The organism is Shuttleworthella sp. (genome assembly GCF_057251025.1).
Genome location: NZ_DBHIDN010000008.1, coordinates 1 through 17784 on the forward strand (window position 1 = coordinate 1; position 17784 = coordinate 17784).

The 17784-nt window shown below is 55.3% G+C and carries 14 protein-coding genes and 1 pseudogene; 1 reads left to right on the forward strand and 14 read right to left on the reverse strand.

Translation table 11 applies throughout. The annotated features are described in order from the left end of the window. From ACO5R6_RS03290 to ACO5R6_RS03325, 8 genes are all read right to left on the reverse strand, one after another. A partial coding sequence (locus ACO5R6_RS03290; protein ID WP_485625766.1) for a DUF4026 domain-containing protein occupies positions 1-456 on the reverse strand: 456 nt, incomplete at its 3' end. Between the two features lie 187 nt (positions 457-643). Beyond that, positions 644-1195: a LemA family protein gene (locus ACO5R6_RS03295; RefSeq protein ID WP_485625767.1), complete on the reverse strand. Its 552-nt coding sequence runs from the start codon at positions 1193-1195 to the stop codon at positions 644-646. 39 nt (positions 1196-1234) lie between these two features. Then, positions 1235-2206: a DUF3137 domain-containing protein gene (locus tag ACO5R6_RS03300; protein WP_485625768.1), complete on the reverse strand. Its 972-nt coding sequence runs from the start codon at positions 2204-2206 to the stop codon at positions 1235-1237. A gap of 101 nt (positions 2207-2307) precedes the next feature. Beyond that, positions 2308-3678 (reverse strand): DNA repair protein RadA, encoded by a 1371-nt coding sequence (gene radA / locus ACO5R6_RS03305; protein WP_485625770.1) that lies wholly within the window; start codon positions 3676-3678, stop codon positions 2308-2310. A gap of 135 nt (positions 3679-3813) precedes the next feature. Further along, positions 3814-4227: an endosialidase gene (locus ACO5R6_RS03310; protein WP_485625819.1), complete on the reverse strand. Its 414-nt coding sequence runs from the start codon at positions 4225-4227 to the stop codon at positions 3814-3816. 75 nt (positions 4228-4302) lie between these two features. Then, positions 4303-6738: an ATP-dependent Clp protease ATP-binding subunit gene (locus ACO5R6_RS03315; RefSeq protein ID WP_485625771.1), complete on the reverse strand. Its 2436-nt coding sequence runs from the start codon at positions 6736-6738 to the stop codon at positions 4303-4305. 58 nt (positions 6739-6796) lie between these two features. After that, positions 6797-8665, reverse strand: a complete 1869-nt coding sequence (locus ACO5R6_RS03320; RefSeq protein WP_485625772.1) for a hypothetical protein — start codon at positions 8663-8665, stop codon at positions 6797-6799. Between the two features lie 96 nt (positions 8666-8761). Further along, positions 8762-9025 carry a hypothetical protein gene (locus ACO5R6_RS03325; RefSeq protein WP_485625773.1) on the reverse strand — a complete coding sequence of 88 codons (264 nt, stop codon included), beginning with the start codon at positions 9023-9025 and terminating at the stop codon, positions 8762-8764. 140 nt (positions 9026-9165) lie between these two features. On the opposite strand from ACO5R6_RS03325, the gene ACO5R6_RS03330 reads away from it, so the two are divergent. Further along, on the forward strand, positions 9166-10419 hold the full coding sequence (locus tag ACO5R6_RS03330; protein ID WP_485625774.1) for a 6-phosphofructokinase: 1254 nt from the start codon (positions 9166-9168) through the stop codon (positions 10417-10419). A 38-nt stretch (positions 10420-10457) separates the two neighbouring features. Here the strand turns inward: ACO5R6_RS03330 and ACO5R6_RS03335 are convergent, their stop codons facing one another. The 6 genes and pseudogenes from ACO5R6_RS03335 to tgt all read right to left on the reverse strand — a co-directional run bounded on the left by ACO5R6_RS03335 (position 10458) and on the right by tgt (position 17748). Further along, a complete protein-coding gene (locus ACO5R6_RS03335) occupies positions 10458-11402 on the reverse strand; it encodes a DUF6320 domain-containing protein (RefSeq protein ID WP_485625775.1) in 945 nt (314 codons plus the stop codon). A 20-nt stretch (positions 11403-11422) separates the two neighbouring features. After that, the gene (locus ACO5R6_RS03340; RefSeq protein WP_485625776.1) at positions 11423-12697 is read right to left on the reverse strand and encodes a hypothetical protein; all 1275 of its coding nucleotides are present in this window, start codon (positions 12695-12697) and stop codon (positions 11423-11425) included. 214 nt (positions 12698-12911) lie between these two features. Beyond that, positions 12912-14273 carry an NCS2 family permease gene (locus ACO5R6_RS03345; protein ID WP_485625777.1) on the reverse strand — a complete coding sequence of 454 codons (1362 nt, stop codon included), beginning with the start codon at positions 14271-14273 and terminating at the stop codon, positions 12912-12914. 247 nt (positions 14274-14520) lie between these two features. After that, positions 14521-16128: a CTP synthase gene (pyrG, locus tag ACO5R6_RS03350; protein WP_485625778.1), complete on the reverse strand. Its 1608-nt coding sequence runs from the start codon at positions 16126-16128 to the stop codon at positions 14521-14523. An 85-nt stretch (positions 16129-16213) separates the two neighbouring features. Beyond that, positions 16214-16507: pseudogene (gene yajC / locus ACO5R6_RS03355) on the reverse strand (preprotein translocase subunit YajC); the annotation flags it as partial. A 104-nt stretch (positions 16508-16611) separates the two neighbouring features. Beyond that, complete coding sequence (gene tgt / locus ACO5R6_RS03360; RefSeq protein WP_485625779.1) at positions 16612-17748, reverse strand: tRNA guanosine(34) transglycosylase Tgt; 1137 nt, start codon at positions 17746-17748, stop codon at positions 16612-16614. Positions 17749-17784: the final 36 nt, after the last annotated feature.

Consider the following 17784-nt stretch of genomic DNA (forward strand, 5'->3'; position numbering starts at 1 on the left):
GGCCATTGCATAGACCAGCTTGAGCTGCAAGTGGTATGCCTTTTGGGGATCCCCCTCAAACTTCATAAATACGGTTAATACCCGCCCTGCTTTTAGAATTTCCTCCTTCTCCCTCTCTGCAAAATACTGGACCTGCCATTGCATAAGGCCGTCCGGAGAGAAATCGCCCGGAAAAAAGCCCACAGCAAAATCCAATCCCTGGTATGACACAAGGACTTGTCCGGGGCCGTCTGCACCCGGGAGTTTCCTATGCTTAAGCTCTATGCCCTCCAGGGCCTCAATATTTGTGAAAATATCCTCAGTCAGTGCATCGTCTTCCGTCAGCAAAGCCGACATATAGGAATATTCTTCCCAGTAGGCGAGGGGAGCTTCTTGACGCGGACGCGCGGACCTTTCCGGATCTGTCTCCTTGGTCTTTTGAGATAAGCCCTGGACCATTTTCTTGAAGTAACCCATACCGCCTCCTTGATATCCCGAATGAACGATTTTATATGCCTTCTGTCTCGGATTCTATCAATCTTTCCGATCGGCTACAATCCTGTCCGCAAAAACCGGATCAGCAATCAAAAAAGCGGCACAGACCTCTGATCGAAGATCTGTGCCGCGGGCCTAAGCCCAGAGAAATGCTCCCTGCGAGGACATCCTAGTCAATGTTGTAATCCAGATCCTTCAGATCCTTCTTCCCCTCCAGATCTTCCTCCAAGAAGTCGAACTTGCTCATCCCCTTGAAGCCGGCGACAAGAGAGGTCGGGAAGCTGACAATGGCCTGGTTGATCACACGCACGTTGCTGTTGACAATCCGCTTGGATGCGGCCAGCTCATCATTCTCACTGGCAATCTCTTTCTGCAGGGTCAAGAACTGTTCGGAGGAGACCAGGTCCGGATAGTTCTCCGCCACCGCGCGGATCTGTCCCAGGACATCATTCTGATTGGCCATGGCCTCATTGGTCTCCTTGATACTGGCAGACTGGCGGAGGCTGACTAACTCCGTGAAGACCTTCTCCTCGTGCTTGGCATAGGCCTTGGCAACCTTGAGCATCTCGGAGATTGTGTCGTGCCGCTTCGCCAGCGTGATATCAACCGTCTTCTTGGACTCTTCGATCGAGACCTCATAGCGGTTTAACCGGTTGCTCTGTCCGATCAACCAGCCGATCAAGATAAGGACCACAATTACAACTACAACTGCAAAAGTCATTTCATACTCCTTTCAAAAGCAACCGACCCGGTCCGTTCCTCACCGGAAGATTGCTGTGAATCCCTGAATAAAATCGATTTCCTCACGCAGCTTCCGATACTCCTCCATCAAAGAGAGCTTGTCGATCGCAGCCGGAGTCCTTGGAATGGGAAAGAGATCCTGGCCCGTATAGCGGGAAATATAGAGCATATCGTCCTCAATGTAAATCGCCGTCTGGCTCTGGGAGATATTCTGATCGAACCAGTCGAGCACCGTCGGGTTGAGGAAGTTTCTCGCTACAAGTTCATCCGTACAATAGATATTATAGTTCTCATTGTGCTGAATGTCCTCTGTATCGATCTTCATCTCCTGTCTCAGAGTCCCCGGATAGTCCTGGACCTCGTGCTTTAAAATGGCTGTTCTCCTGGTCGGGACAACGCGTATGTGACCGGTGAACGCCCCGGGAAAGCGCATCCGGTAGACCTGGCCCCGGAAATCCTCGACGGTCACGGTCGTACTATTCTGGCCGTTGTTGCTTGTTCTCTCCTCCGTGTGATAGGCGTAGACATTGGTCACGGCCAGGTCACTCTCATTGTGAAAGGAGATCTGCCGGTAGCTCTGATAGGTTTTGGATCTGGGAATCACAGACTTGATCGCGTCCAGGGCAAAATCCGAGCTGACACGGATCTCCCCCTCCGGGAAGATCTCCTTGACAATGGGATCGAGCAGGCCCTCAACATAGAGGCGATCATTGTTCTCCTTCTCTCCACCAAAGAGTTCCCGCCGCCTCTTGTATTTGGGGTAGATCACAATGAAGGCAATGATTGCAGCAAGGATCAGACCCTTATATCTGAACATAATCCACAGGAAAAACGCAGCCACAATACAGATGGTCAAGCCCATCTTCCACTGCAGATTGTTCTTCATCTTCTCTCGCAGCTGGTCCAATTTCGCCTGAAAATCCGGCGATGCTTCCAGCTTGCGAATTCTCTCCAATTCCTCTTCTCGATCCGCTTGTGTGAGATCTGCCACGCTTCCTCCTATCCTTAAATGTTATATTTCATACGAGTAAATCTTAGCATTTTTTCGGGATTACAACAATCTTTTGAATTTATCAGACAATAAAAGGCTGTTCATACCCCTTGAAAGACCCGCATCGCCTCCCGGACATTTTCCACCCCGATCAGGTCCAGATTCCCATACTTCTTGCGCAGGCTCCTGCGGTTGACCTCCGGCAGAATCACTCTGGAGAAGCCCAGCTTGGCGGCCTCCGCGATCCTCTGCTCTGCCAGGTTGACGGCCCGAACCTCCCCGGACAGGCCCACCTCACCAAAGCAGATGACATCGTCCGGAAGGGGCACTTCCCGGTAGGAGGAGATGATGGCCAGGACAATGCCCAGGTCAACCGCCGGCTCATTCATGCGGATCCCGCCCGCAATATTGACATAGGCGTCTGCCTCGGACAGGCTTAAGCCGGCCCGTTTTTCGATCACCGCCATGAGGAGATTGACCCTGTTGTAGTCGCAGCCGGCAGCGGTGCGGCGGGGCATATTGAATTTACTCCGACAGACCAGGGCCTGGATCTCGACCAGGATCGGCCGGGTCCCCTCGACCGAGCAGGCCACAACGGACCCGCAGGCCCCCTTTGGCTTTCCGTTCAGCATAAATTCCGATGGGTTCTCGACCTCTCGCAGGCCGTCCTGACACATTTCAAAGACGCCGATTTCGTCCGTGGATCCGAAGCGGTTCTTGACGCCTCTTAAGATCCGATAGGCGGCATGGCGGTCCCCCTCGAAGTATAGGACTGTATCCACCATGTGCTCTAAGACGCGGGGGCCGGCCACAAGCCCCTCCTTGGTCACATGCCCCACAATAAAGACCATAATGTTCATTCCCTTGGCGATCTGCATGAGGGCTGCCGTGGCCTCCCTGACCTGGGAGACAGACCCGGGTGCTGAGCTGACCGCCTCATTGTACATGGTCTGAATGGAGTCGATCACCACAAGCTGAGGCCCGGTCCGGTCAATCACCGAGCGGATGGCCTCCAGATCCGTCTCACAGAGCAGAGAGAGATGATGGTCAAATACTCCCATGCGGTCGGCGCGGATCTTGATCTGCTGCAGGGACTCCTCCCCGGAGACATAGAGGATGTCGACCTCTTCTTGGCAGAGATTGCGGCAGACCTGCAGGAGCAGGGTTGACTTCCCGATTCCCGGATCACCGCCCACCAAGACCAGGGATCCCCTGACGATACCTCCGCCCAGGACCCGGTCCAGCTCGGGCATTCCCGAGGAAATCCGCTTCTCATCCGATGAGACAATCTCGGACAGGTGGGAGGGTCTGGCGGCTTGTCTCTTGTGCCCGCCGGTCCCTCCAGACTTGTTTACGACCTCCTCCACGAAGCTGTTCCAGGCCCCGCAGACAGGACACTGTCCCAGCCATTTCGGAGATTCATTGCCACACTCCTGGCAGAAATAAACAGTTTTTCCTCCCTTTGTAGCCATACGGTCACTCCTTACAAGGGAAAAACATGTCCCGTCCGAAGACAGAACATGTTCCTCTGCTTGCTTCTCTCAATCAATCCTTCTTCCGCCCGGGTCAGCTGAGCCCGGCCGCAGGACCATGCTCCGACTTCCCGCTCAGGCCTTCGTCACCAGGACCTGTACCTTGCCCTTGGACGCAAGCTCTGCGGACAGGGTGAGCTTGCCGCCCAGATTGGTCTTCATAGACCCGGCATCCTTGCCGTCGATCTGAATGTCATATTCGCATCCTGCCTCCAGACCCAAGGTAATCTCCGCATCCTGAGGACCGGAGACGGTGAAGCTGACCCGATCGGCTCCGACCTGCATGTGCTCTACATTTGTGCCCGGAAGAGATTCATAGGCGAATAAGCCGTTTCTCTCCAGCTTGGTGATCTCCTCCCAGGTCTTGACCTTATAGATATCCCCCTCGTGACTGAAATCATCCTGCTTGGACTTCTCCTTCAAAGCGGCATTCCCAAAACTGATGCTTCCATCCTCTTCCACTCGAATCAGTACAGCCATAATACCCAGCCTTTCTCTAAAACTATACTTGATTTGATTATAGCGAAGCCCTCTTAGCATTTTCAACAGAATTCTCCGACTTTATCAGGCGTTTTCGAATACGATCCTGCCTCTTTTCAGGCGGACGAGAACAGGACCGGACCGGTCGATCTCTCCTGACAAAAGAGCATCTGCCAGTCCGTCCTCCAGGTCTGACTGAATCCTCCGGCGCAGGGGACGGGCCCCGTACTTTGGCTCATAGGCGTGCTCTACGATATATTTCTTGACGGAATCATAAATCTTGAGTTCCAGATCCATCTGTTCCCTGCACCGCCTGGTCAATTCGCCCGTCATGATGGATGCGATCCGCTTCATATCCGCCTTGGACAGCATGCGGAAGACAATAATCTCGTCAATCCGGTTGAGAAACTCCGGCTTAAAGAGACGCTTGACCTCTTCCATGACCCCGCTCTTCATGTGTTCATAGTCCCCGGTCTCTGACTCCTCGGAGCTAAAGCCCAGTTTCTTGGGGTCCACAATGCGCTGCGCACCGGCATTGGAGGTCATGATAATAATGGTGTTCTTGAAATCCACCTTGCGGCCCTGCGAGTCCGTCACATGTCCGTCGTCCAGAATCTGCAGGAGGATATTGAAGACATCCGGGTGCGCCTTTTCGATCTCATCGAAGAGGATGACGGAGTAAGGGCTGCGGCGAACCTTCTCGGAGAGTTGGCCGCCCTCCTCATAGCCGACATAGCCCGGAGGGGACCCGACGATTTTGGCCACGCTCTGCTTCTCCATATACTCCGTCATATCGACGCGAATCATGGCCTCTTCCGTCCCAAAGACCGCCTCGGCCAAAGCCTTGGCGACCTCTGTCTTGCCGACCCCGGTCGGCCCCAGAAAGAGGAAGGATCCGATCGGCTTCCCCGGAGCCTTGAGACCGATCCTGCCGCGGCGAACCGCCCTGGACACAGCCTCTACCGCCTCCTCCTGACCGATCACCCGCTTGTGAATGGTCGCCTCCAATTTGCGCAGGCGGCTTGCCTCCGACTGACCCAGCCTCGACACCGGAATCTTGGTCCACTCGGAGACCACCTCCGCGACGGCGTTTTCCGTCAGGACTTTACTTCCCCCGGCAGACTTTCTCTCCCGACGTCTCCTCGCCGCCTCAAGCTTGGCCTCGAGCTTCTCCGATTCCTCTCGGATCCCCCTTGCAGCATCGATATCTCCCCTCTTCAGTGCCTCAAGAAGAGCCTGCTCCAGATCTGCAAGCATCCTCTCCATCTCATAGAGGGCCGCTCCCCTCTTGTTGTCTGACAGACGCAGTCTGGCCGCCGCCTCATCCATCAAGTCAATCGCCTTATCCGGCAGGAAGCGGTCACTGATATAGCGGGAGGCCAAATGCACACAGGCGCGGATTGCCTCCGGGCTGATGCGGACCCCATGGTGCTTCTCATAGAGGGGGCTTATACCCTCTAAGATGGCAATGGTCTCCTCCTCACCGGGCTCCTCCACCACCACCGGCTGAAAGCGGCGTTCCAGTGCTGTATCCTTCTCGATGTGTCTGCGGTACTCGCTGATCGTTGTGGCTCCAATCAGCTGAACTTCGCCCCTGGCCATGGCCGGCTTTAGGATATTGGAGGCGTCAATCGCCCCCTCTGCCCCTCCGGCTCCGATCAATGTATGGATCTCATCGATAAATAAGATGATATTTCCGGCGCTGACTACCTCTCCAATGACTCCCTTAATCCGCTCCTCGAATTCACCCCGGTACTTGGAACCGGCCACCATCCCGGACAGGTCCAGAGACAGAAGCCGCTTGTCCCGGACGCTCTCCGGAATCGACTCTGTGACGATGCGCTGTGCCAGTCCCTCGACAATTGCAGTCTTGCCCACGCCGGGCTCTCCGATCAGGCAGGGATTGTTCTTGCTCCTGCGACTTAGGATCCTAATCAGGCGGCGGATCTCCCGGTCTCGGCCAATCACAGGATCCAGGCGGCCCTGCGCCGCCATCGCGGTCAGGTCTCTGGAGTATTTCTCAAGGACAGACTCCGCTCCGGCCTGGTCCGCCTCCCCCCTGGCCGCCAGCTCCTCCCTGTATATCTCCCCATCCTCACCCATGGCGGTGATGATGTCCGAGAAGAGTTTCTGTGGGTCTACATCGACCGCATTCAGGAGGCGGGCCGCCGCGCAGTCAGGCAGGCGGATGATAGCGACCAGGAGATGTTCCGTCCCGATCTCCTGTACCCGACTGGTATTGGCCTCAATCCTTGCCTCCTCCAAAAGCTGCCTCAGCTTGGGCGTATAGCCGTCCCGCTCTGCGACCGCCGTCCCGTCTCCCTTGGTCAGAAGCTCCTGGATCAGGCTGACCAGACGGTTCTCATCCAGCTTCTGTTCCTTTAGAACCATAGAGGACAGGGTCTCACCGTGCAGGAGTCCCAGGAGCAGGTGTTCTGTTCCTATATAGTGATGTCCCAGCCGCTTGGATATGACCTTTGCATAGTCAAGTGCGGCTTGAGCCTGGGGGGTGTATTTCATCGCAACCTCTTTTTCTGTGAAAAGAGAGCGCCGACGGTGATCAGACGCTCTCTAGCCTTTAAAAATCATTCAGATCAAGTACCTGAAGTTCCGGCGGATTTTCCCGGTCCTCTTTGTGCTTGGCCGCTTCTTCCTTGGCCTGTTGCTCCGCCTTGCGTCTCGCATAGGCGACAGCTGCCTCGACAGCCTCAAGGACGCCGTCATTCGAGCCCTTGTTCTCGGCGGCAACTGAGATATTCCCCGGATCAAGATTGGTGGTATCTCCCATAGCAAGAGGACCTCTTGTCTTCTCTGCAGATTCCTCCGCGGACTCTTCCTCCGCCGCCCGGCCTGAAGCGTCTTCCCCGAGATCTGACGAGCTTTCTTCTGTCGAACCATCCGACAGATCCTCCGGCAGATCCTCGGAAGCATCTCTCTTTGGCTTCTTCGCCTCTCCGGAGCGGGTGAAAATTCTGGCAAGTCTTAGCTTGCGGCCCGCTTCGACTTTGTCGTAGATCGAAGAGTCAAGAGCCTGCTCTACAGAGGGATCATCCTCAGGCATTCCTTCCTCTGCCGGCCCCCCATCCTCCGGATTCTCTCCGGCCTGCGGTTCGGCTTCTTGATCTTCTTCCTCTTCTATTATGAAATCCTCGTCCTCTTCGCTCGCAGACGCATCCGCATTCTCTGAGGAGAGATCATCCTCAGGCGACTCCACCTGCCCCGGATCGGATTCATCTTTCTCCCTCTCCTCTTGCCCCCCCGTTGGAGCATAGACAACGGTGTCTTGACTCAGAACCCCGGCCTGATGATCCTCCTTAGACCGGTCCGGAGTATTTTCCCGGGCCTTTGTCTCCGGCCTATCCGCAGGCTTCTTCCTGCGGCGAAGCGCGGTCATAAGAGTGGCCAGAAGCAGAAGGAGCAAGAGAAGGGGGCCCGCGATCTTGGCTGCCGGGGGAAGGCCCTTGATCTTGTCCAGGAGAGATTTCCCGGAAGAAGTTTCTTCCGGCTTATTCGCCTCTTCTGCAGCAGCTGCCAGGCTGGTCTTGATATCGGAGAGGGCCGTAAAGGCAGCCGTATCGGCATTCAGGCTGAACCAGGAACCGGTCCCCGTCTGATCCTGTCCATAGACATAGAGGTTCCCCCAGTCATCTCTGTATACAGGATAAGTTACATGATCTCTTGTCAAACTGGTTGCAGTCAGGCCACTGACCGGGTCCGCCGCTTCCAGGACCAGGTACCGGTCGGCGCTCCCCAGCTGGTAGAAGGGAGCTACCGTCCCATCTTGCTTGTAGATAAAGAAGTGTCCGCTCGCATCCTGCTGATCGGCCTCCTGCAGGAAGACCAGTGTCATCTTCAGAGTCGGATTGGTCAGGACCTTAGCGTCCTGGTTCTGAATCTTCTGCTGATCCAAGTTGAAGCCAAAGGGAAGAGCCTGCGCATCGAACTTGTCCGAGATCTTATAGGTCCGCCCATCATAGCTGAATGTCGGGGTCTCCGGCTTCTGCTCTTCTTGCCTCTGCTCCTCCTGCCTTTGATTCTGCTGATCCTGCTGCCGCCCCTCCTGGCTCTTGGCGGAAACCCGGACCAGGGTGCTGCAGGCCGCAAGAGAAGGGTCCGCCGCGGTAACCTTGAGCCCTGCTGTCCCCTGGTCGATGGTTCTGAAGGTGATGGTCCCCGAAATACCGTTAAAGGAGATCTTGTTGCCCACCTTAGTGTAGCCTGAGGCGTTGATCTGCTCCGGATCCAGAAGTGTATTGTCATAGGTTACCGTCAGTGTATTCGACTTGGTGGCGCGCACTCTGACGGTGATGGTCTCTCCCGCCTTGGGTCTTGAGTCAGACACATAAATATAGGTGCTGCCTGCCGCATTCACAGGGATCTCTCCCGCAGACGCTGCCGTGGCAGTGACAACAAGTGCAATCGCGACTTGCGCAGCTCTTTGTCTCATGCTTATCTCCTTATTGCTCGAAGGTACATCCGTTCGGGTACACTCGGCTACCTTGCTCTAACAAATTATAAGGAAATGCTCCGGTATCGTCAAACGCTAGCCCCGCCGGTCCCGCACCAGCAGTTTCCTCCGATTGCAAAGGACCAGACCAAGGAAGCTGCCTGTCTGGATCAGAAAGAAGATGCTGATCACCTGCTTGATATTCTCTCCACTGACCCCTGTGTCAATGACCCAGAGTCCCGCGCAGGTCAGGGTCATGGACACCAGGGAGGCCAGAAAGCCCAGCCCAAGGACCATGCCGATATCCGGGGACGGCTTCCTCGACTTCAGTCTTTCTCTTTCTCTTAGCTCTGTATGCATATCTCTTCCTCACTTTCTATAGATGGGGAGAGCATAGCATCTGTTATAGGACATTTATGGGATATTTATTCCCTTGTAAATCAGCTCCGCTTTTTTTAATATGAAATCGAAAAAGCTTAGCTCACTGCGGAGGAAATCACATGAGAAACTGCATCATCGCCCAGTCCGGAGGACCCACGGTCGCCATCAACGCAAGCCTTGCGGGCCTGCTCGATGCCAATGCGAAGGAGGCCTATTTCGACCGCTGCTACGGCGCCTTGAACGGGATCACCGGGATCTTGGAGGACCGCCTCCTGGACCTGTCCGAGAGGATGTCCGCCCACTCTGATTTCACGGACCGCCTGATCCACACTCCCGCCATGTATCTCGGCTCCTGCCGCTATAAGCTGCCGGACCCCGCAGGCGAGGAGGAAAGGAGGACCTATCGGCAGATCTTCTCTTTCTTCGAGGACCATCAGATCGACTCCTTCTTCTATATCGGGGGAAATGACTCCATGGACACCGTCCTGAAGCTCTCCCGATTCGCCCAAGAGACCGGCTCTTCCGTCAAGATCCTTGGAATTCCGAAGACCATCGACAACGATCTCATGCATACCGATCACACCCCCGGCTTCGGTTCCGCCGCCAAGTATATAGCGACCAGTCTCAGAGAAATCGCCTATGACGCCTATATCTACGCCATTCAATCGGTCACTATCGTTGAAATCATGGGCCGGGATGCCGGCTGGCTGACCGCAGCATCCGCCCTGGCCCGAACCGACTGGTCTCCTGCTCCGCAGCTGATCTATCTGCCCGAGGTCGCCTTCGACCTGGACACCTGTATCGAAGATACAAGGCGCCTGCTGGACCGGGAGAACAACATCATCATTGCCGTCTCAGAGGGAATCCATGACGCCGGGGGCAACTACTTGAGCTCTGACCGGGCGGTCGCAGACAAATTCGGCCACGCCCAGCTCTCCGGTACCGGCAAGGCGCTGGAGCTGGCCATGAAAGACCGTCTGTCTGTCAAGGTCCGCTCTGTTGAGATCAATGTTCTCCAGAGGGCAGCTGCCCACTGCGCCTCCGAGACAGACCTGACCGAATCTCATGACCAGGGCGTCTATGCCCTGGACTCCGCCATGCGCGGCGAGAGCGGGCGCATGATGACCATCAGCCGCAAGAGCGGGGAGGGCTATCAGACAGTCATCTCCTCCTTCCCGATCGCCCAAATCGCCAATGAAGTCAAGGCAGTCCCCCGCAGCTGGATCAATGCGGCCGGAAATGACGTCAGCCAGGAGATGATCGACTACCTGTCCCCTCTGATCGAGGGCCAGCCCTCTCTCTCCTTCCAAAAGGGTCTTCCGGACTATCTGGACCTGTCACATCTGAGGGTACCATCAGAGGGTGCCATCTGAGGAGATAAGAAGAATGACAGACTGAACCCAGGCCGGACTCAGATATGAAACCTTCTCCTCAGCTCCGCTAAGGCCTTCCGTCCTCCCAACAGGAGGGTCCCAAGAAATACCAGGATGGGGAGCAAAAAGGCGGTCTCCGCCAGAAGTTCCCGGTCCGCCAGGCCCGTCCGATAGAAAATCACACAGAGCAGGCCAAGAGGCAGCATAAGAATCTGAATCATCAGATAACTCTCCCAGTTCTTTCGGTTGACCAGCATAAGAATTAAGAGCGCAAGCTCAATCAGAAGGACAGCGATGGGATAGGAGTAAGTGAAAGACCAGCGAAAAAGCCCGTACTGCAAGTCCACAAAGAAGAAGGCGATCAGGCCGCCGAAGACGGCACCGAAGATGCGCCGCATATAGCCCCAGTCTCTGTAGAAGAGATAGAGCATCCATGCCATAAAGGCAAGAAGTTCAAGGACCGTCAGACTCCAGCTGAATCTATGGTCCGGATAATGGTCAAGCATGAGGGAGACGGAACTGATGATCAGGGCCGCCAGAAGAAGCGCCCGGAGGACAATGGAATATTTGCGCCGGCGGATGACCACATTGGGATAGGCGATCAGACCTCCCTCCCTTCTCTGTCTCCTTCGCTCCAACTTATGCCCAAGGAGGCGAAGCTGTCCCCGGGTCACGACTTCCGATTCCCTGACCTCCTGCCGGAAGGTCTCCTTAGCCCGACGGATCTGCCTGCCGGCCTCCTTCGAGTCCATCCGGCGGTCCGCCTTGCTCTCTCTTAACTTCTGTATGGCCTCATCCCTCTTCCTGCAGGAGGCATCCAGATCTCCCCTCTTTACCGCAAGTTCTCTCTCCTGCTCATCCAGCCGGACCGCATCCTCCTCCAGGAGCCGGATTCGGTCCCTGTCGCAGTCGCTTGTCTCTTCCTCGGAGAGCAGAACATTATGACAGAGCGGGCAGTAGGCAAGTTCATCCAGGATTTTCACGGAACATTTCTTACAATATCTCATTCGAACACCCCATTGCACTCCAATTCCAGTGCGACCCCGTCGCGGGCAATCTGCCGGAACATCTCCCTCTGAATCCCTGTCCCCTCCCAGCGGCTGCTGACGGAGAAGACCAAAGTATCCATGTAGGAGCTGATTGTGGCCTTCATCCCCTGTCCCTTGGAGAAGGCCAGGATGCAGTGAAAGGCTCTGATATAGGGCCGGTACTTCTGATCGACCCCAATATTTCCGATATTGGTGATGGTCGTTGTATTGGCCGCCGCCGTCTGATTATAGACGAATCGCATGGCCAGATTCTTGAGGGGGAGGGGAACGGCGCGGGCGGCCAGGTAGTCCTGATTGGAGACATTATAGGAGAAAATCGCCTCCAGATTCTCCTTATTGATCTGGCTCTGCAGGCTCTCATGTATGATCGCCGCTATTTCCGAAAAGCAATATTCCTCCTTCCGAGGGAAAAATTCCGCCGAGACCATGACAAAGAAGTTCTTCGTGGTCCCCGATTCAAAGAAGGGGCGCAGATTGACCGGAACAGCCACACGGAGAGGGCGGCCGCTCTTAGCCAGCCTGTGATAATCCTCCCGATAGACTGCCCAGACAAAGCAGGCGATCAGGTAGTCATTCATCGATATCCCATAGCTTCCGGCCACTTCCTTGAGCCGCGCGACGGACATATAGGCGTGAAAGACCGCCATCGCATCGGCCTCAAGCTTTCGGCCCCGAATCAGGTAGGCTCTGCCGGACTTGTAGTTGTTCTTATGAGCCCGGTGGTAATTGCGGAGAAAGGAATCCTCCCTGTCCAAAGAGGTCTCCGCCGAGAGTCCGTCTCCCTCTCTCCTGAGTTCTGGGTGTGCCAGGCGCAGATATTGGTAGACCAACTCTCTCAGAAAGCCAACCCCTCCCATGCCGTCCGCAAGGGCATGAAAGACCTCCAGATTGATCCGGTCGCGAAAGTAGGTCACCCGGAATAGGTAGGAATTGTTGCGGCTCGTGTGGATCAGGCGGCAGGGATAGGTGTGCTCCTCCTTGACCCGCGGGGCAGGCTTATTGTTCTCCTCCAGGTAATACCAGAACATACCGCTCCTGAGGCGGACGTGAAAGCCCGGGAACTTGGGTGTCACCAGGTCGACCGCTTCCTGCAGGAGATCGGCGTTCACAATCTCCGTCAGGCAGCAGGAGATCCGATAGGTATTGGTCATCTGATCGCTGGCAATGACAGGGAAGATATTCGCCGTGTTATCCAGTTTTTCCCAGGAACGCTCTCTTCTTGCCATCATCTCCTACTCTTCCTCTTGATCCCGATTCGTCCGGCCTCGCTTGGGGCAGAGAATTTATCCCTCTGTCTGCTACATATTCTAACAGATCTGGGATTTACGCAGGCAGAATAATTCCTTCCTCCGAAGGCAGAAAAACCCCGCCTCCTAAGAGGCAGGGTTCATTCCTAAAGCAGTCCTTTGGCCTGTATTCAATTCATTCGACAAGGACATCGATTTACATAAATCCGTACTTGAGAATAAAGAGCAAGCAGAGGATGTACATGAGCGGTGTGATCTTCTTGGTCTTGCCGCAGACTAGGTTCAGGATGACAAATGAGATGACACCGACTGCGATTCCCTCGGAGATGGAATACATCAGGGGCATGGCAATCATGCAGAGATAAGCGGGGACTGCCTCTGTCATGTCACTGAAGTCAATCTCAACTACGGCCTCAACCATGAGGAAACCGATATAGATCAGAGCCGGGGCAGTCGCGAAGCTGGGAATCGTGGTGAAGATCGGCGCGAAGACAATCGATACCAGGAAGAGAAGCGCCGTCACAACCGATGCCAGACCGGTGCGGGCACCCTCCGCAAAACCGGCGGAAGACTCTACGAAAGTCGTGGTCGTTGAAGTTCCGAGCACAGCACCGACCGATGTCGCAATCGCATCTGCGGTCAGGACCTGCTTGATCCTGGGAAGACGTCCCTCCTTGTCCAGCATGCCGGCCTTGTTGGCGCATCCGACAACCGTGCCCAGAGTATCAAAGACATCAACGAAGAGGAAGGCGAAGATCACCACTGCGAAGTCGACCGGATTGAAGGAAGCACCCTGCAGGTCGAAGGCCTTGCCGAAGGTCAGGCCGATGGCCGTGATGTCGAAACTTGCGTATGAGGGGATCAGGGAGTAGAACCCATTGGCTGCGTCTACCGTGTAGATGCCGGTCAGCTGGCAGATGATACCGATGATCCAGGTGGCGAAGATACCGATCAGAAGAGATCCCTTCACCTTCTTGATTGAGAGGATGAAGATGATCATGAGACCGATCAGGGTCAGAAGAGCGGAGATTCCCACCGTGTGGAAGTCCTGGCCGTGGAAATTGACAATTCCAACCAGGGTGGAGTCGTCATTGACAACGACCTTGCCGTTCTGGAAGCCGATGAAGGCAATGAAGAGACCGATGCCTGCGGACACGCCCTTCTTCAAGGTCACAGGAATGGCATTGAAGATGGCCTCCCGAATATTGGTCAGAGACAAGACGATAAAAATCAGACCCTCGACGAAGACAGCCAGAAGGGCGATATGCCAGGAGTAGCCCATCTTGCCGCAGACGGTATAGGCGAAATAGGCATTCAGGCCAAGGCCGGACGCAAGAGCGAAGGGATAATTGGCGAAGAGGGCCATAACCATGGTGCCGACGAAAGCAGCCAGGGCCGTCGCCATGAGGACAGCGCTTGCATCCATGCCGGCCGCGGACAGGATTGAGGGATTGACCGCCAGGATATAGGCCATGGTCATAAAGGTGGTAATTCCACCGAGCACCTCTGTTCGAACCGTCGTGTTGTTCTCCTTGAGTTTAAACAATTTTTCTAACATCCTTTGATTCTCCTCCTTTGGATATGTTGGATTCCCTGGTCCGTCCGGAGTTGCAGAGAGGGCTCCGATGTTAAGATCCCTGTCCACGTCATGAGAACAGACCGGCCAATGAAAAACACCTTATCCATAGCGAATAAGGTGCCTTCGTAATGAACGAGTCTATTATAGGCCATGGCTGGCAGACCCGACAAGACATATTTTATAAAATGTTTATATTTTGTTCGACAGAATCTCCTCTGATCTTCCGTCAGTCCTCTAAGCTGGCCTCGATGAACTTGGCGAAGAGGGGGTGGGGCTTGTTGGGACGGGACTTGAATTCCGGGTGGAACTGTACGCCCACATGGAATCTTCTGCTGTCATCCTCGACCGCCTCGACAATCAGATCGTCGGGAGAGGTCCCGCATATGGTCAGGCCGGCCTCCTTAAGGAGATCGCGGTACTTGTTGTTGAACTCGAATCTGTGGCGATGGCGCTCCTGAATCAGGTCCTGTCCATAGGCCCGCTTAAGCATGGTCCCCTCCGCAATTTTGCAGGGGTATGCTCCAAGGCGCATGGTTCCACCCTTTCGAACGATGTGCATCTGCTCTTCCATCAGATCGATGACATTGTTCTTGCCGTTCTCGCTGAACTCCCCGGAATTGGCATCCGGGATGCCCGCCACATTTCTTGCGTACTCAATCACACTGATCTGCATGCCAAGGCAAATCCCGAAATAGGGAATATTGTTCTCTCGCGCGTAGCGGCAGGTCTGCACCATGCCCTCGATCCCGCGCTCGCCAAAGCCGCCGGGGACAAGGATTCCGGAGACACCGGCGAAGACAGATCTGACATTGTCTGCCGTGACCTCTTCCGTGTTGATCCAGCGGACGTCGACCTCCGCGTCATTGGCGTATCCTCCGTGATAGAGGGCCTCCCGGATCGACAGGTAGGCGTCATGAAGTGTGACATATTTCCCCGCGATGGCGATCGTCGCCGTCTTCTTGGGATGCTTGACCCGGTCTACCATCTCGGTCCAGGCGATCAGCTTCTCATTATCCTCGGCCAATTCGCTGTCCAGTCCCAGCTGCCTGCAGACCGCCCGGTCTAAGCCATTGCGGTGCAGCATCAGGGGCGCCTCGTAGAGACAGTCCATGGTCGAGTTCTCGACGACGCAGTCCTTGGGTACATTGGAAAACATGGCGATCTTGCCGATAATGTCCTCCGTCATCGGACGGTCTGCCCGACAGACGATGACATTGGGGTTGATTCCAATCCCCCGCAGTTCCTTGACAGAGTGCTGGGTGGGCTTTGATTTCAACTCATCAGACCCGGACAGGAAGGGTACCAGGGTTACATGGATGAAGAGGCAGTTCTCCGGCCCCTTCTCCAGAGAGATCTGCCGGATTGCCTCCAAAAAGGGCTGAGACTCGATATCTCCGATGGTCCCGCCGATCTCTGTGATCAGGACATCCGCCTTGGTCGTCTCTGCCCCCATATAGATGAAATTCTTGATCTCGTCCGTAATGTGGGGGATGATCTGGACAGTCTTTCCCAAATAACCGCCCTCACGCTCCCTGTTCAGGACATTCCAGTAAGTCCTTCCGGAAGTCAGGTTGGAGTACTTGTTCAGGTTCTCGTCGATGAAGCGCTCATAGTGTCCCAGATCCAGGTCTGTCTCTGCCCCGTCTTCTGTGACATAGACCTCGCCATGTTGAAAGGGACTCATGGTACCGGGATCGATATTCATGTAGGGATCCAGCTTCTGCGATGCCACCTTGTAGCCGCGCATCTTGAGCAGGCGGCCCAGAGAGGCCGCGGTAATTCCCTTGCCGAGCCCGGATACAACGCCGCCCGTAACAAATACATGCTTGGTCATGCGATCAGTCCTTCTTTCTTCCAAAGAGACCTGAGAGTCCCTTCTTCTCCGGCTCTTCAATGGGGTTCTTGGCCTCATCTGCGGCCTTGGCTGCGTCTTCCGGCTTCTCTACCTGTGAGATTGCGGACTTGGACATGGGAATACGGCAATTTTTGTTGCTTCCGAACTCGACGATCACTGTCTCCTCGTCAATGTCGATGACGACACCGTAGAAGCCGCTGGTCGTCATGACGGTGTCTCCGACCGCCAGCGCATTGAGCATGGCCGTCTTCTTCTTCTGTTCCTTCTGCTGGGGACGAATCATCATAAAATACATAAATCCGAAGATGACAACGATCCAGATAATCATGGTAATCGAACTACCGGTTGATGCTAACATTCTGTTCTCCTCCTAAAAAATATATTGCCATTGTATCGGAAGCAAGGGGCTTTGACAAGCTGAGATCCCGGCCTGTTTCCGCCGATTTTCTCTGTGTCCGGCCCTCAATCTCCCTGTCCCCGCTCCATCGCATCAAGTGTCTCTCGCTTGAAGGCCGCAAAGCGCCCTTCATCCAGAGAATCTTGGATCTCTCGCATCAGATGATTGTAGAAATAGAGATTGTGCATGACACAGAGCCGCATGCCAAGCATCTCGCCCGCCTTCATCAGATGGCGGATATAGGCCCTGGAATAGGTCCGGCAGGCAGGACAGCCGCACCCCTCCTCGATCGGGCCCATGTCCTTGGCGTATCTGGCATTCTTGATGTTGATCTTGCCCCGATGGGTGTAGAGCTGACCGTGGCGGGCATTGCGGCTCGGATAGACGCAATCGAAAAAATCAACCCCCCGGTCGACCGCCTCCAGAATGTTCTGGGGCGTCCCGACCCCCATCAGGTAGGTGGGCTTATCCTGGGGCAGGTGCGGCACAAGGGCATCCAGGACATCGTACATCTGCTCATGACTCTCTCCCACTGCCAGACCCCCGATGGCATAGCCGGGCAGGTCCAGTTCCCGGATACGCCTGGCGTGCTCGATGCGGATATCCGGATAGATCGCCCCCTGGTTAATGCCAAAGAGGAGCTGGTTGGGATTGACGCTTCCCTCCGCGGCATTGCATCGGGCCATCTCCTCCTTGCAACGGACCAGCCAGCGATAGGTCCGGTCCACGGATTTCTGCACGTAATCGCGCTCAGCCAGGGCATCCGGGCACTCATCGAAGGCCATAGCAATCGTAGAGCCCAGGTTGGACTGGATTCGGATGCTCTCCTCCGGTCCCATGAAGATCTTGTGCCCGTCGATATGGCTCCTGAAGGTAACCCCCTCCTCCTTGATCTTCCGCAGACCGGCCAGGGAAAAGACCTGGAAGCCGCCGGAATCCGTCAGAATCGGCCGGTCCCAGACCATGAATCTATGCAGCCCGCCCAGATCGCGTATAGTCTCGTCTCCCGTCCGAACGTGCAGATGATAAGTATTGGACAGCTGGATCTGACAGCCCAGTTCCTTCAAGTCCTCTGTGGAGACGGCTCCCTTAATCGCACCAACCGTTCCGACATTCATAAAAAGGGGGGTCTGGACCGTCCCGTGCACCGTCGTGAATACGGCCCGTTTGGCCCTCCCCTCTGTTCTCAAGATCTGATACATTCGCTTCTCTTTCTATGCGCCCGGCCCCCGAGATCC

Coding starts and splice junctions, on each gene's coding strand:
- ACO5R6_RS03340 (WP_485625776.1), bottom strand. CDS start 12,697: ATGATGGCAAGAAGAGAGCGTTCCTGGGAAAAACTGGATAACACGGCG.
- ACO5R6_RS03315 (WP_485625771.1), bottom strand. CDS start 6,738: ATGAAATACACCCCCCAGGCTCAAGCCGCACTTGACTATGCAAAGGTC.
- tgt (WP_485625779.1), bottom strand. CDS start 17,748: ATGTATCAGATCTTGAGAACAGAGGGGAGGGCCAAACGGGCCGTATTC.
- ACO5R6_RS03345 (WP_485625777.1), bottom strand. CDS start 14,273: ATGTTAGAAAAATTGTTTAAACTCAAGGAGAACAACACGACGGTTCGA.
- pyrG (WP_485625778.1), bottom strand. CDS start 16,128: ATGACCAAGCATGTATTTGTTACGGGCGGCGTTGTATCCGGGCTCGGC.
- ACO5R6_RS03325 (WP_485625773.1), bottom strand. CDS start 9,025: ATGCATACAGAGCTAAGAGAAAGAGAAAGACTGAAGTCGAGGAAGCCG.
- radA (WP_485625770.1), bottom strand. CDS start 3,678: ATGGCTACAAAGGGAGGAAAAACTGTTTATTTCTGCCAGGAGTGTGGC.
- ACO5R6_RS03330 (WP_485625774.1), top strand. CDS start 9,166: ATGAGAAACTGCATCATCGCCCAGTCCGGAGGACCCACGGTCGCCATC.
- ACO5R6_RS03295 (WP_485625767.1), bottom strand. CDS start 1,195: ATGACTTTTGCAGTTGTAGTTGTAATTGTGGTCCTTATCTTGATCGGC.
- ACO5R6_RS03320 (WP_485625772.1), bottom strand. CDS start 8,665: ATGAGACAAAGAGCTGCGCAAGTCGCGATTGCACTTGTTGTCACTGCC.